The organism is Mesorhizobium sp. M0159 (genome assembly GCF_040322295.1).
GTDB lineage: Bacteria > Pseudomonadota > Alphaproteobacteria > Rhizobiales > Rhizobiaceae > Mesorhizobium.
This window is the reverse complement of record NZ_JAMYTF010000049.1, coordinates 23,495-36,341: the sequence shown is the minus strand read 5'-3', so window position 1 is coordinate 36,341 and position 12,847 is coordinate 23,495. Positions and strand designations below refer to the sequence as shown.

Sequence of the window (12,847 nt, the reverse complement as noted above, 5' to 3'; positions counted from 1 at the left end):
GCAGCAAACCTGAACTGGTGACTGAGGCACAGGCCGGAATAATCTCTGTGATTTGGTTCGGCTCGCTCGCGCTCATCGCCGCGCTCGCGGGACCAATTACGGCAATGGTCGCCCTAGCGCTCCAGCGCATTGCCGCCCGAGAAGAGGACAATTCAGAGAGCAAGACTTCCAGGCTGCTCCGCAGAATGCTTCTGAGTTGGCGTTGGCGCCGAATTCGAACGATTAAGGTACCAGTCGAAGTTATGGTCGAGAAAGAGGTTGAGAAGCGGGTTGAGGTGCCTGTGGAAAAGCTGGTCAAAGAGATCCTCTATGTTCCGCTTTTCACCGATGATCCCGAAGTCCTTCGCAAGGCCCTGGACCAGGATTTGCCGCCTGAGGTCTCAGACCTCGTAACGGTATCAATGAAGGGTCGCAAAAGTGCTCGTCCGGCATAACACCACCCTGCTTGAGCAAGCCGTCGATCTCGCCGTCAAAAGGTCAGCGATTCCAACCTTGCAGGCTCAAGCCGCGGCCCAAGAGAAGACAGCCCGAGCGACCGCCTTTCGCCGAATGGCGACTGGCGGAGCCATTGCAGTGGCGGCGGTCGGGATTGGGCTAGGCATCAATCTTGGTCTATGGGACAAAACCTTGCCGGAGCCGGCGGTTTTGCCGACCATAGAGCAGCCAAGCGATCTCACCTCCCCAAAAGACGAGCCGCCTATTCCTGTTCCAACTCCAAAGCCAGCTCAGGAGCAGGCGCCCCAGGCTGACGCCCCTACCAGGCCTGACGTGGTGACCGTCGACTTCAATAAGTTCGCCACCAAGAACGTCGAGTTCCAAGGCACGACTTGGGAGTTAATCACAGGTCATCACTTCAAAGATGAGAACGACGAAACCTGGGACCGAGCGTGGTGTTACTCTCGGCGGAGTGTAAACGGCGTAGACGTAAATGTATCATTGGCAGCTCGTTCTGCCCCGACAGCGCCACCAGCCGGGCCTGGTGCTGCTGCTCAGACGCTTCAGTTGGTCGGCCTTAATGATTCATCCGCCGTCGATCTTGCAACAAGATGCGCGTGGCTGGATGGTCGCACATTTGCGTCTTCAGACATCATTCCTGACCCGTTACGAGAGCAGGCCGCAACTGTCCCCGCAGAAACTCCTGCGACAGAGGTCGATCCAGATAGTGGATTTGTTGTCGTGTCCGGGTGGGACGCGATCGGAAACGACCTGCCGGATATGCCAATTAGGAACGTGAGTTCTGAGCAGTGTCAAACCGCCTGCGATACCGACTTCAGGTGTCTAGCGGTTACTTATAACACGAAATTTCGAGCTTGTTTCATGAAAGGGGACGCATCGCTACTGGTCAAAAGCGAAGAGTCGATCATGGCCGCAAAGAAAGTGGTCGAGAGCAATTTGCGCTACTCGAATTTGGTGTTCGCCATAAAAACGGAAATTTCTGGCAATGCCTATTGGACCTCTCCGCTCCGATATCCTGACTGCATACTGCAATGTGCAAACGACAAATCCTGCTTAGGGTTCAATTTCCGCAAAAAAGAAAGTGCGTGTGTCCTTTTCAACAGCATAACCCAATCCGCTGATAATGCAGCGGTCGCATCTGGCATCAAGAGCGTCGCCAACTAAAGTTGAAGCAAAGCACCTATCCTCAAGGAGCGATTGAAGCCAGGCCACTTGTCAAAGAAAGTGGCTTAGCACAATTCCACGATAACCTTGGGGTTAGCGGCAGGAATGTTCTTCGACGAAGCTCTAACAGAACGCAAAGTGAGGCCAACTGAGGCATCTCAGAGAAAGAATTGTCGTCGGCGCATTGCGGACACCGTCTGACTGAATGTCAAAAGGGGCCGGAACCAGACGGACTGCTACTCGTGTCGGTAAAGCGAATAGCGGACATACAAAGATCTTGTGGGAGCCCGCTCAGCAACGAGTCGACGCCCGGCAAGATCCGCATTTTAGTCGCGTCTTGACGCTGGAGTTTCGCGATTCCCTAGGGCCATCATCACCGAGCGCCGTCGCGAGTTCGACTGCGTCTGGGCAACAGGGTCGATGCCGCACGTGCCTACGCCAAATCACGTCCGATGTGGAATGAGAGGGGGCTGCCCCCAAAATCAGATTTTCAGAACTACCCGCCCTATTGTTTCTCCGGCCTCCAACGCCAGGTGCGCGTCGCCGACGCCGTCGAACGACACGACCCGATCAATGTGCGCACGCAGTTTGCCATCGTCGACCATAGCGGCGATCGCGTCGAGAATCTTGACCTGCCTGAGCCTGTTTCCGTGATCGCGGGTGATCTGCGGCAGACCGATGTTGACGAACGAAACGTCCAGATTCTTCCACCCCGCAAGCGCGTTGCCGCCGCTCGGCCAGTCGGAGACAACGGTGTTCACCAGCCGGCCGTAGGGCGCGGCGTGTTCGAAGCTTCGTGCGAAGTTCTCATGTCCGACAAAGTCGAACACGACGTCGGCGCCGTCCTTGCCGCTCCATGACCTCAGCTTCTCGTTGACGTCCTCGCTCCTATACCGGATCGCTATATCGGCCCCCAGCCTCAGCGCAAACGCCGCTTTGACCTCGCTCGATACCGTGGTAGCCGTCCGGGCTCCAACCGTCGAAAGATACTGGATTGCTATATGGCCCAGGCCACCCGCGCCTCCGTGCACCAGGACATGGTCTCCGGATTTGACGTTCCCTTTATCGAAAACAGCTTCCCATGCCGTCAGGCTGACGACTGGCAGCGCTGCGGCCTGCACGAAGTCCACGCTCGCCGGCTTCCGAGAGACGTACGCTCCGTGGATCACCTTGTATTCCGCATAGCTCCCCGCATTGCCTGGATAGCCGCCGTCGATGTACCAGACCTCGTCCCCGACATTGATCCCACCAACCGCCTCGCCGATCTCCTCGACCACGCCGATACCGTCGATTCCGAGGATCGTCGGCGACCTTGCTTCCGCATCGGGATCGTGCCTCTTGCCGCTTTTCCTGTTCTGCCAGTCGGCCGGGTTCACCCCGGCCGCACGTACCCTGACGAGCACGTCCGAAGGCCTCTCGATTCTTGGCCTTGCTATCTCGCGGACTTGCAGGACCTCGGGTCCACCCGGTGCGTCCATCACTAGGGCCTGCATCGTCTCAGACATCGCGCGCCACCCCACCGATCTGCTCAATCGCGTTGATCAGCCGATGCAGTTTGACCGCGTCTCCGAACGACGGACTTTGACGGGTGCCCGACGTCATGTCGGAAGCGAAAAGTTCGTAGAGTTTCTTGACGTTGCCCGTCAGGACGTCGTCGCCGGGACAGAAATCGTCAGGCACGGAGACCGGGTGGAGCGCCTCATCCGCTTGCGCCCCCATGAGCTTGAACCCACCCAAGCCTACGTAGCCGACGGGGCTCGTCAGCAACAGGTCGCCACTGCTGCCGTTGATCTCCACGTGGAAGTTGGTCGCACGCGACAGTCCTCCACGGAAATGGCTCGTCACCATGCCGCCTGACGTGAGCTTGCCAATGAAGGCGATCTGGTCGGCGACGTCGAGCGGAACAACCTCCTTGCTTCCCATCATCCTGATCGTCGGACGACGGCTGAGCAATGTCCCCGATACGCTAAGGAAGTCCTCGTCGAGAGCAAAGAGCAAGGCGTCGATAGTATGGGCGAATGGGACGTGCAGCATGCTCGCACCCTTGGACTGGTCCAGGGTGTACCGAAAAGCCTCTTCGAGTTCCTCGCCCCAAGTGATCCCCGAACCGATGACCGATGCAGACAGGACCTCGCCTAGATAGCCCTGTTGGATCAGTTCCCGCATATGCCGGATGGTCGGGTTTGCGCGAGTTTGAAGCCCGATTATCGCCGAGACGCCCTTTTCGGCGGCAAGCGAGTTCATCGTCTCCGCATCACGCAGGTTCATTCCGAGTGGCCATTCGGAAAACACGGACTTTCCCGCTTCAAGCGCCGCAGTTACTAGTTGAAGGTGTTCCGGCACCCTCACGGTGACGACCACCAGGTCGACATCAGGGTGGTTCACGAGGTCCTCCGTCGACGAGACCGCGTGCTCGAAACCGAACTTCTCGGCTGACGCCCGCGCAGTTTCAATCCGGTGATGGCTCACGACAGAAAGGCGGAACTGCGGTAAGCCTCTTAACGCAGGCACATGGGCGGTCGAGGCCCAACCGCGGTCGGGGTGCACGCCGATTATGCCAACTCTGATCGGTGCATTGGTCATTGGACGCGCTCCTTGAGCGTGATTTCCAGAATGGTCCGACGGAGCTCGAGCTTGGCGATGCGCCACTGCCCATCCTGGGATTCCCAGCTTTCATGATAGTGCCCGTAGCAGTGCATGCTGGCGGGGCGAGTGTCGGCGGTGGGCGGGAAGACGAGATAATCCTCCATCGACCAGATCGCGTGCACTTCGCTGTCGGACACCCGCTCCATTTCCGCGTTGTGCACCTGATGAATTGTCCGCGCGCCTTCGAGATAACGGGCGCTAGTCGTGACGAACTCGTCGACGGAAGTGAAGACTTGGATCGTCTGTCCTTCGGCGTCGATGAACCGGATGTCCGGCGTGGCGGAAAAAAGCTTCCGAAATTCCTCCCAATGCTTGGTGTCAACATACCGGCAATAGCGGGCTTTCCTCATTCCGATCTCGTCGAACGCTTGGGTGTCGTTCCGCATTGAAACCTCCTATCGTGAGCGTTCATAGGTCGCTTGCTCTAGACGGTTGAGATCGTGCAGTTCTGAACTCTTGTCGGATCGTCCACCCTAGTCGCCGAGACCGATGAGGCCCACTTGTTGGGTGGTGTCCATCATCCTCATTCTCCCAAAGAGCCTACGGCCATCTCCCACAGACGTTGCGCGTTGGCGCTATCGAGCGCGTATGAGGGAACGCCCTCCAACCTCAACTGGGGGCGGCTCGGCACGACCGGAGCCTCGGCGCAGTTCTCGAAATACCGTCCGTTCGTTCCCTCAACCAACGGCGAGGCCGCGAGAAGCACCGATGTGGCAGCCCCCTCTTCGGGTGTCTTGCGAAGATGTTCGGGCGTGCGTAGCCCTCCGGTATGACGCTGCAGGTTGTAGCGATGGCTCCCGGATTGAGCGCATTCGACACGATCCCGTCGTCGGCCCATCGATCCCGGATCCCCACGGACAGGAGGGTGCAAGCCGTCTTCGACTGGGCATAGGCCAGAAGGGGGTCATAGGGGATGAAGTGGAAGTTCAGGTCGTCCCAGAAGACCGGGCCGAACAGGCTGCCACTGGAGCTGACGGATACCACGCGCGCGCCCTGGGCCTTGGCGAGAGCTCTGCGGAGTCCTAGGGTCAGTGCGAAGTGCCCCAGGAAGTTGGTCGCGAACTGCATTTCCCATCCCTGGGAAGTGCGTTCCAGCTCTGGCAACGCCATGATCCCCGCATTGTTGACGAGCGCGTGAACGGGACCTTCCCAGTCGTCGACGAAGCGATCGACGGATCGGCGGTCCGCGGGATCGAGCTGACGCAACTGGATCGCGGGATTGCCGGTCTTCACCCGGAGGTCTATCGCGACCTCCTCGGCGGCTTCAGGGCGGCGAGCGGCGATGACAACTGTGGCCCCAGCCGCGGCGAGCGCCGAGGTCGTCTCGATGCCGATCCCGCTTGCGCCGCCGGTGACAATCATCGTCTTTCCCCGGAGGTCGACACCTCTCAGGACTTCGGAAGCGGTCGAATGGAACCCGAATGGCAATTGGAGCATGGTCGCCTCCTGTCTGGTGAGAGACTAGATCAGTCGACCGACCGTCACTCTGAGATCTTGACGAAACCCTGCTGCACGAGCTGGATCGTGCGGGCCATGGCGTCGAGATTGACCTTAATGCGGGGAAGAAGATCGGCGTTTCCCCAGCCGTTGACCTTTGCGGTCGCGCCGCATAGTTCGACCTTGACGCCGATATCGATGAGGTCGGCAACCAGCTTCTTGTAGGGGTTGCCAGTGGCGATGTTGCGCGAAGCATTGTAAGCTGCGTCATTCAATGTGACGTGGCCCGCGTTGGTGTGGAAGATCACGATCACGTCCGACGCCGAGTTCCAGTTCGCGATGTCCGTGGTGATCAGCTGAAGATGGAAAAGCGCCGCGGGCAGGTCGCCTTCGAACTGAAGGCTCCCGATGCTGTGGACCGATTTCACATCCTTCAGTTCGACCGGGATATCGATGAACAGAGCGCTTTTTGTTTCCGACATAGCTGTCTCCTAAGGGTTCGAGTTCTGTCAAAGGGGCGTCCCGATGGCGCGCGGGGGGTGGGGGAGTAACGCGCCAGAGAGCTCGTACGATGACTGATGGTTCGTGCTAGCCGCCCGCGTAGACCAGCCGCGTGAAGAAGCCGGGATCGATGACGAAATTGCCCCACTTGGCATCGAACGCCGCCGTGGGCTTGGCGGCGACGGCCTCGTCCCTCGATCGCCCCTGGCGCTTGAGCGCTGCGACGATCTCGCGGATGGCGACAAGCATGTCGCGGAACTCCTGCAGCTCGGCGCGGTTGCTTACCGGGGTTCCGTGGCCTGGGACAATGATCGTCTTGTCGGTCGACACGGCCAGGTTCGCATCCGAGGCGGCGATCATCCCGTCGATGCTGCCGCCCGTCGAATAATCGATGAACGGATATATGCCGTTCCAGTAGGTGTCGCCGACATGGAGAGCATCGGCCTCGCCGAACATCACTGAAATATCGCCGTCGGTATGCGCCGGACCATAGTGTTTCAGTGCGAGCGACTGCCCGTTCAGCTTGAGCGAATGCTCCTTTGAGACGACGTGCTTAGGCACCCCGCTCTGCTCCAGCGGCAGGAAGTTGTAGTCCCAGTCCTCCACCCGCTGCACATGCGACAGGTACTTGCGGGTATTCTCGTGCGCGATGATCTTGGCTCCGCCGGCACCAATCCATGAGTTGCCGTCCGCGTGATCGAAATGCCAGTGGGTATTGATGAGATGGGTCACGGGCTCGGGGGAAAGGGCGGAGAGTGCCTTGGTCATCTGGAGGCGCGACACGCTGATGCCTGCATCGACCATGACCAGACCGTCCTTGCCGCTCAATACCGCGACGTTGCCGCCCGAGCCTTCCAGAATAGTGATATTGTTCCTCAGCTTGTAGGTGGAAATCGCGGACTTGGCAGCGCTGTCCTTGATCAAGCTGACAAGGCCGCGCGCTTCGGCGTAGGCATTGCGGGGGCTCATCCAGCCACCGGTCGCCGCGAAGGTGGCAGCGCCTATGCAGCAAAGGCAAAATCCACGGCGGGAGAGCATGTGTTCCGTCTTCATGACACACCTTTCCGCAGCCGGCCTCAGGTGAGCCGACAGCTTGAGTTGATTTGGGTAGATCGAGGGCAGGCCTTTCGGCCCGCCCAGGCGGTCACGCCTTGATGAAGGCCAGAAGGTCCGCGTTGATCACGTCGGCATGCGTTGTGAACATTCCATGCGGGTAGCCATCGTAGACCTTGAGCTTCCCGTTCTTGAGCAGCTTGACGGAGAGTTCGGCAGAGTCGGCGATTGGCACGACCTGGTCGTCGCTTCCGTGCATTATCAGCACCGGAACGTCGATGATCTGCAGGTCCTCGGTGAAATCGGTCTCCGAGAAAACCTTGATGCACTCATAGTGCGCATTCGCTCCGCCCATCATGCCTTGACGCCACCAATTGCGGATCGTCCCCTCGGAGATCGTGGCACCGGGACGGTTGAACCCGTAGAAAGGTCCGGTGGCGATATCGAGGTAGAGTTGCGCTCGGTTGGCCGCCAAGGCTGCGCGATAGCCGTCGAAGACCTCGATCGGGAGTCCTCCAGGGTTCTTGGCGGACTTGGCCATGACGGGAGGGATGGCGGAGATGAGCACCGCTTTGGCGACCCGGCCCTTGCCGTGCCGGGCGACGTACCTGGTGACTTCGCCGCCGCCCGTAGAGTGGCCGATGTGGATAGCGTCGCGGAGGTCGAGCGCCTCGGCGAGAGCTGCGACGTCGGCCGCATAGGTGTCCATGTCGTTGCCGCCCGAGGTCTGGCTGGAACGGCCGTGGCCCCTCCGGTCGTGGGCGATGACCCGGAATCCCTTGCCGAGGAAGTACAACATCTGGTTGTCCCAGTCGTCGGCGCTCAGCGGCCAACCGTGGTGGAACACGATCGGCTGTCCGGTGCCCCAGTCCTTGTAGAAAATCTGCGCGCCGTCTTTTGTCTTGATGCTGCTCATGGTCTCATTTCCATCTTCAGGGGTTGCACTGGTTGAATTCGACGACGCCGTGGCGGCCAGAGGCAACGTCGTGACAAGAGCGACGACTCCCGCCCCGATCAGGACTTCCCGTCTCGTCGTCGTGGTGGGCATTGTCGTGGATGTGCTCGTATCCATTTTTCTTTCCTCTGCGACCTGGACGCGGTTCCACTGGCGGCTCCGGACATATTCTGTCCGGATGCTCTCTCTTCGGCCGTGTCGATATTTTGCTATGTCGTCAGCCCAAAACTGGCGCTGCCGCGGCCCACTCTTTTCGGGTGGTAGGCGCACCGTCGATCATCTCGACGACCTCCTTGGATTTCGAGAGGGTGGTCATCAACGATTTCGGCCCTTCGAACGGCCTGCCGCCGATGTGCCACCCGTCGGTGTGCAGTTCCTCGATGAGGACCCACACCACTTCGCGGAAGGCCTCCGATCCTTCGAACTTCACCATCACGTCGGTCAAGGCCTTGGCCATGGCATGTTTCTCCTCCGGCGTGAACACGCCGTCGACCAGTTTCACATTGACAAATGGCATGACGCATTTCCTTTGCTTAGAGATTGAAGGTGCCGCTTTAGTCGGCGACGTCGATCACGATTTTGCCATTAGCGGTTCGGTTTTCGATCTCGGCGTATGCTTCCGCGATGGTCTCGAAACTGAAGCGGCGGGGATCGACGAGAGCTGTGATCTTTCCTGCTTCTGCGAGTCGCTTCGCCTCCCGCAGGATCTGCCCGTGATGGGCGCGGCCTTCCCCGGTCAGGATCGGCAGGAGCGTGAAGACGCCCGAGTAGCTTGCCGCTCGGAACGAGAGCGGACCGAGCGAGTGCGTGCCCCATCCGAGGCAGCTGACGACATGGCCGAAGCGGGTCACGGCGTTGAACGCGGCGTCGATCCCGGCTCCGCCCACGGTATCGTAGACGATGTCGAAGCCGCGCCCGCCCGTGTGGTCTTTGACGTACTCCTCGACCGTCGTCTGATGCCTGTCGATCGCCGTGGCGCACAATTCCTCGATCTGGCGCTGCTTGGCGGCCTTGTCCACGGCGAAGACCTCGGCTCCGAAAGCCCGTGCGATCTGGATGGCAACGTGGCCGACGCCACCCGCGCCAAGTACGAGGACCTTCTGGCGCGCCTGAACCTGCGCGCGATCCACCAGGCCCTCCCAGGCGGTGATGAAGACCAGCGGCAACGCTGCCGCTTCGCGCATGGTCATGTTGGCAGGCTTGGGAGCCAGTAAATCGGCGTCGACGGCGATGAGGGTCGCGAGCGAACCCTGGAGACCGCCGACGCCACCCGTCATGCCGAAGACCTCGTCCTGCGGCTTGAACGCAGTCACCCCTGGACCGACAGCCTCGACGATCCCGGCCACGTCCATACCGAGAATGGCGGGCAGCGGATGCCGCGCATGCGGAGCTTGGCCGCTTCTGATCTTGAGATCGAGTGGGTTGACGCTGCTCGCCTTGACGCGGACAAGGACCTCGCCCGCCGCGGGCGCTGGGCAGACCATGCTGGTGCGGACGAAGTCCGAGTTCGTCTCGTGCAGGACGAGCGCATCCATCTTGGTCGCCGTAGTCTTCATCTGTCTGCCTCACTGCGGTGTCGACGCTATCCGGCGACGGACAGAAGATGGCAAAGCTCCGTGATCTCAAGCCAGTGAATCGCAGTGAAATCTTGTGACGAGCAGGAGCACAAACGTGCGGAGCCGCGCGGGAAGATCAGGATACCTCGGCCAAAAGAGCCTTGGCCGCCACCATATCGGCCGTGTCGAAACCTTCGATGAACCGATTATAGACCGCCGCCAACAATGCACGTGCCCGAGCGGCGTCTCCGCGGTCACGCGCCAACCTCGTCAAACTCGTGGTCGCCCGCAGCTCCCAGGACAGCGCGTCCTGCCGCCCCGCCACGTCGACCGAATGGAGATAGCATCGTTCGACGCTCTCGAGGTCGTGGCCGCCGCGCCAAAGGACATCGCCCTTCAGGCGATAGAGTTCTGCGACGCACCAGAACTCGTCCTTCGCTTCGCTGGCGCTGATCGCCGCGTCCACCAGCGACCGCGCTTCGACGTGTTGTCCCAGAGAAGACAGGCCCTCGGCCAGAAAGCCGAGAAATCTGACATTGTAGAGGTTGAAGAGTTTTACCTGGCGGAGTTCAGCCAGCCCGTTCCGGAGAAGGGGTACGCCTCTCTCAGGGAGCCCACGCTGGATTAGAAGCGCCGCCTTCCAGCACCGACCGAACACCTCCCATGGGCCGAGCACGTTCGTCTTGGCCAAATCGAGTAGCTCGGTGATAGCCGAATCCGCAGCCGCCAGGTCGCCGACATGAACCAGGACCGGACATGACCAGCGGGCCAAGGCTTCACACAGCGAGATCGCGTGGCCCGAGTCCCGCGCGGCCGCGACGGCGGTATGGACTGCCTTGATTGCCTGATCCGGAAGGCCTTGCATCCACAGGAGCTGGGCGGGCTGGATTCGTGCCGAAACCGACTGGCCGAATCTGAAACGCACTGAACTCGCGGAGGCCGTTTCAGCGGCGATATCGTGGGCCAACATGAGATCGGCGTGACGGCGGGCACCACGGAAGTCCCCCATGCAGAACAGGGTCATGCTGAGCATTCGGTCACCGATGAACCGATCGAGTCCGCTTTGGGCGAGCGCCACGAAACGTTCGGCGTTTCCCAGCGACGCCCTGTAGTCACCCATGCCCACCTGTGCGACCCACAAGCCCCAAAGAGCCTCTGCTTGAGCGTCGACGTCCCCCAGCTCCTCCGATATCTCCAACGCCTTGGCGAAAGCGGCCGGAGCTTGTGGCGCGAAGCCGATCTTGAATGCTTGGGAGAGCCCAAGCGCCCTGTAGAGCTGCATGATCTGACGAGCGTGCTCGTTTCGTCGCTTTCCCGGGTCGATGCCTAGCAGCGCGCGCTGGACACTGGTCAGGCATTCGTCGACTAGAGAAAGCTGATACCACATCGGAATGGCGGCGACGGTGACCGCGAGGCCAACTTCTATATCGCCCTGCTCCGAGTAGGCCCAATCCAGAACGAAGCGCACGTTGTTGATATGCGGAGCATACCTCAAAAGCCATTCTTCCCTCGGCAGGGTTTCGACTTCCTCCTGCGAATGCCCTAGGACATCGCACAGATAGCTCGCGAGTTGCCGCATGACGGCATTGAGCTCTCCTTCCTCCCGCACCTTTTCCAGAACAAAGGCCCGTGTCGTGTCGAGAATACGGTATCGCGCGGCCTTGCCCCGAGCGTCGACCGCCACCAGGGATTTGGCGACGAGGTCAGCGAGATGACCCAGCACATCGCGTTCCGTGGCATCCGGGTCGGTCGCGACGGCGACGGCGGCCACCCGCCCGAAGTCTCCTGCGAACATTGCGAGCCGGCGCAGAACCCTCTGCTCACCTTCTGATAGCGCCCCGTAGCTCCAGTCGATCATCGCTGCCAGGGTTTGATGGCGGGGGAGAGCGGTGCGCCGACCGCCCGTCAGCAGCCGCAGACGGTCATTCAGAAGCTCCGCTATACCGCGCGTGCCAAATGCCTCCACCCGTGCTGCGGCGAGCTCGATCGCGAGGGCGATCCCATCGAGCTGGCGGCATATATGGGTGACCACGGGAGCTTCGTCATCGTTGAACGAATACTCGCTCCCGGAAGAGGTCGCCCGCTCGACGAACAGGCGAATGGCGGGATATTCCAACGCGTCGGCGGCAGTCAGGCCGGCCGCGGAAGGCGGCATGTCGAGAGGGGGGAGCCTGTAGACGCTTTCGCCCTCCACCCGCAACGCCTCGCGGCTGGTGGCAAGGATGGCAATTTCTGGCGCTTCCCGGAGCAAGGCCTCCGCCAGACGGGCGGTGGCTTCGAGAACGAGTTCGCAACTGTCGAGCACGAGCAGCATATGTTTGCCGCGAAGGTGCGCGATGAGGCTCGCGGTCGGATCCCCCAATGTTTCCGGGAGGCGAAGCTGTGAGGCCAAGACTGAAGGGACGAGTTTGGAATTCGTGATCGGGGCCAGGTCCACGAAGCAAAGGCCATGTTCATGCGATGACAACAATTGTTCTGCCACGCGAAAGCCCACGGTTGTCTTGCCTATGCCACCTGGTCCGACAATGGTGACCATACGGAACCGTTGAAAGCGCCCTTCAACGGTCTTGATCGCTTCGTCACGTCCGATGGGGTGCGTCAGCGGTCTTGGAAGGTTGTTCAGGGCGGCGTGCGTCTCGGACTCGTTTTCAACTTGAGTGCGGGTGACAGTCGCAATGAACCGATAGCCTCTTGACGGAACGGCGACGATGTATCGCGGAGCGGCTTGATCGTCGCCGAGCACCCTGCGTAGTAATGCGATCTGAGCTCTGAGGTTCGACTCCTCCACGAAGGTGTTGGGCCAGGCTCGCGCTGTCAATTCATCCCTCGCTACCAGTTCGCCCGGTCGCTCGGTCAACGCGATGAGTATTTCGAGCGCTCGGGAGCCGATCGAGACGGGCTCGTTGTTCTTGAGCAGAAGATGTCGCCCCGGATGGAGCAGGAATGAGCCAAAGGCGAGCGCCGAATCTGCGGCGGTTGCCTTCGCGGAAGCTTGCGCTTGCATTCTATCCTTCCCTGAGAACGGAGCGTTGTCGGCACAGAGTATAGAGTGATGGTGCGAAGGAGATCGAGTTTGCCT

At 60.4% G+C, this 12,847-nt stretch carries 11 protein-coding genes and 1 pseudogene; 2 read left to right on the top strand and 10 right to left on the bottom strand.

What is annotated here, in order from left to right:
- Together NKJ32_RS29475 and NKJ32_RS29470 are read left to right on the top strand one after the other, a co-directional pair.
- Positions 1-434, top strand: a 434-nt coding sequence (locus tag NKJ32_RS29475; RefSeq protein WP_352829693.1) for a hypothetical protein, incomplete at its 5' end; no start/stop codon positions are given.
- Positions 418-1,620: a PAN domain-containing protein gene (locus NKJ32_RS29470; protein ID WP_352785456.1), complete on the top strand. Its 1,203-nt coding sequence runs from the start codon at positions 418-420 to the stop codon at positions 1,618-1,620. The genes NKJ32_RS29475 and NKJ32_RS29470, both read left to right, overlap by 17 nt.
- A 482-nt stretch (positions 1,621-2,102) precedes the next feature.
- Here NKJ32_RS29470 and NKJ32_RS29465 read toward each other — a convergent pair whose 3' ends face one another.
- The 10 genes and pseudogenes from NKJ32_RS29465 to NKJ32_RS29420 all read right to left on the bottom strand — a co-directional run bounded on the left by NKJ32_RS29465 (position 2,103) and on the right by NKJ32_RS29420 (position 12,772).
- Entirely contained in the window at positions 2,103-3,125 is a 1,023-nt protein-coding gene (locus NKJ32_RS29465) for a zinc-binding dehydrogenase (protein WP_352829691.1), read from the bottom strand.
- On the bottom strand, positions 3,118-4,203 hold the full coding sequence (locus NKJ32_RS29460; protein WP_352829689.1) for a Gfo/Idh/MocA family protein: 1,086 nt from the start codon (positions 4,201-4,203) through the stop codon (positions 3,118-3,120). The genes NKJ32_RS29465 and NKJ32_RS29460 overlap by 8 nt, the downstream gene beginning before the upstream one ends.
- Positions 4,200-4,652, bottom strand: a complete 453-nt coding sequence (locus NKJ32_RS29455; RefSeq protein ID WP_352829687.1) for a nuclear transport factor 2 family protein — start codon at positions 4,650-4,652, stop codon at positions 4,200-4,202. Before NKJ32_RS29455 ends, NKJ32_RS29460 begins: the two co-directional genes overlap by 4 nt.
- A gap of 137 nt (positions 4,653-4,789) precedes the next feature.
- A pseudogene (locus NKJ32_RS29450) lies at positions 4,790-5,628 on the bottom strand (SDR family NAD(P)-dependent oxidoreductase).
- A 119-nt stretch (positions 5,629-5,747) separates the two neighbouring features.
- Positions 5,748-6,185 (bottom strand): DsrE family protein, encoded by a 438-nt coding sequence (locus NKJ32_RS29445; RefSeq protein WP_352829685.1) that lies wholly within the window; start codon positions 6,183-6,185, stop codon positions 5,748-5,750.
- 106 nt (positions 6,186-6,291) lie between these two features.
- Positions 6,292-7,257 carry an MBL fold metallo-hydrolase gene (locus tag NKJ32_RS29440; protein WP_352829683.1) on the bottom strand — a complete coding sequence of 322 codons (966 nt, stop codon included), beginning with the start codon at positions 7,255-7,257 and terminating at the stop codon, positions 6,292-6,294.
- Between the two features lie 91 nt (positions 7,258-7,348).
- Positions 7,349-8,173, bottom strand: coding sequence for an alpha/beta fold hydrolase (locus NKJ32_RS29435; RefSeq protein ID WP_352829694.1), 825 nt, complete (start codon positions 8,171-8,173; stop codon positions 7,349-7,351).
- A 256-nt stretch (positions 8,174-8,429) separates the two neighbouring features.
- Positions 8,430-8,729: a tautomerase family protein gene (locus NKJ32_RS29430; RefSeq protein WP_255742441.1), complete on the bottom strand. Its 300-nt coding sequence runs from the start codon at positions 8,727-8,729 to the stop codon at positions 8,430-8,432.
- Between the two features lie 37 nt (positions 8,730-8,766).
- Entirely contained in the window at positions 8,767-9,747 is a 981-nt protein-coding gene (locus NKJ32_RS29425; protein ID WP_352829681.1) for a zinc-dependent alcohol dehydrogenase family protein, read from the bottom strand.
- A 157-nt stretch (positions 9,748-9,904) separates the two neighbouring features.
- A complete protein-coding gene (locus NKJ32_RS29420) occupies positions 9,905-12,772 on the bottom strand; it encodes an ATP-binding protein (RefSeq protein ID WP_352829679.1) in 2,868 nt (955 codons plus the stop codon).
- Positions 12,773-12,847: the final 75 nt, after the last annotated feature.

What these genes read in the sequence shown, in the direction of transcription:
- NKJ32_RS29445 (WP_352829685.1), bottom strand. Translation starts at nt 6,185, where the DNA reads ATGTCGGAAACAAAAAGCGCTCTGTTCATCGATATCCCGGTCGAACTG.
- NKJ32_RS29430 (WP_255742441.1), bottom strand. Translation starts at nt 8,729, where the DNA reads ATGCCATTTGTCAATGTGAAACTGGTCGACGGCGTGTTCACGCCGGAG.
- NKJ32_RS29440 (WP_352829683.1), bottom strand. Translation starts at nt 7,257, where the DNA reads ATGAAGACGGAACACATGCTCTCCCGCCGTGGATTTTGCCTTTGCTGC.
- NKJ32_RS29465 (WP_352829691.1), bottom strand. Translation starts at nt 3,125, where the DNA reads ATGTCTGAGACGATGCAGGCCCTAGTGATGGACGCACCGGGTGGACCC.
- NKJ32_RS29420 (WP_352829679.1), bottom strand. Translation starts at nt 12,772, where the DNA reads ATGCAAGCGCAAGCTTCCGCGAAGGCAACCGCCGCAGATTCGGCGCTC.
- NKJ32_RS29460 (WP_352829689.1), bottom strand. Translation starts at nt 4,203, where the DNA reads ATGACCAATGCACCGATCAGAGTTGGCATAATCGGCGTGCACCCCGAC.
- NKJ32_RS29435 (WP_352829694.1), bottom strand. Translation starts at nt 8,173, where the DNA reads ATGAGCAGCATCAAGACAAAAGACGGCGCGCAGATTTTCTACAAGGAC.
- NKJ32_RS29455 (WP_352829687.1), bottom strand. Translation starts at nt 4,652, where the DNA reads ATGCGGAACGACACCCAAGCGTTCGACGAGATCGGAATGAGGAAAGCC.
- NKJ32_RS29425 (WP_352829681.1), bottom strand. Translation starts at nt 9,747, where the DNA reads ATGGATGCGCTCGTCCTGCACGAGACGAACTCGGACTTCGTCCGCACC.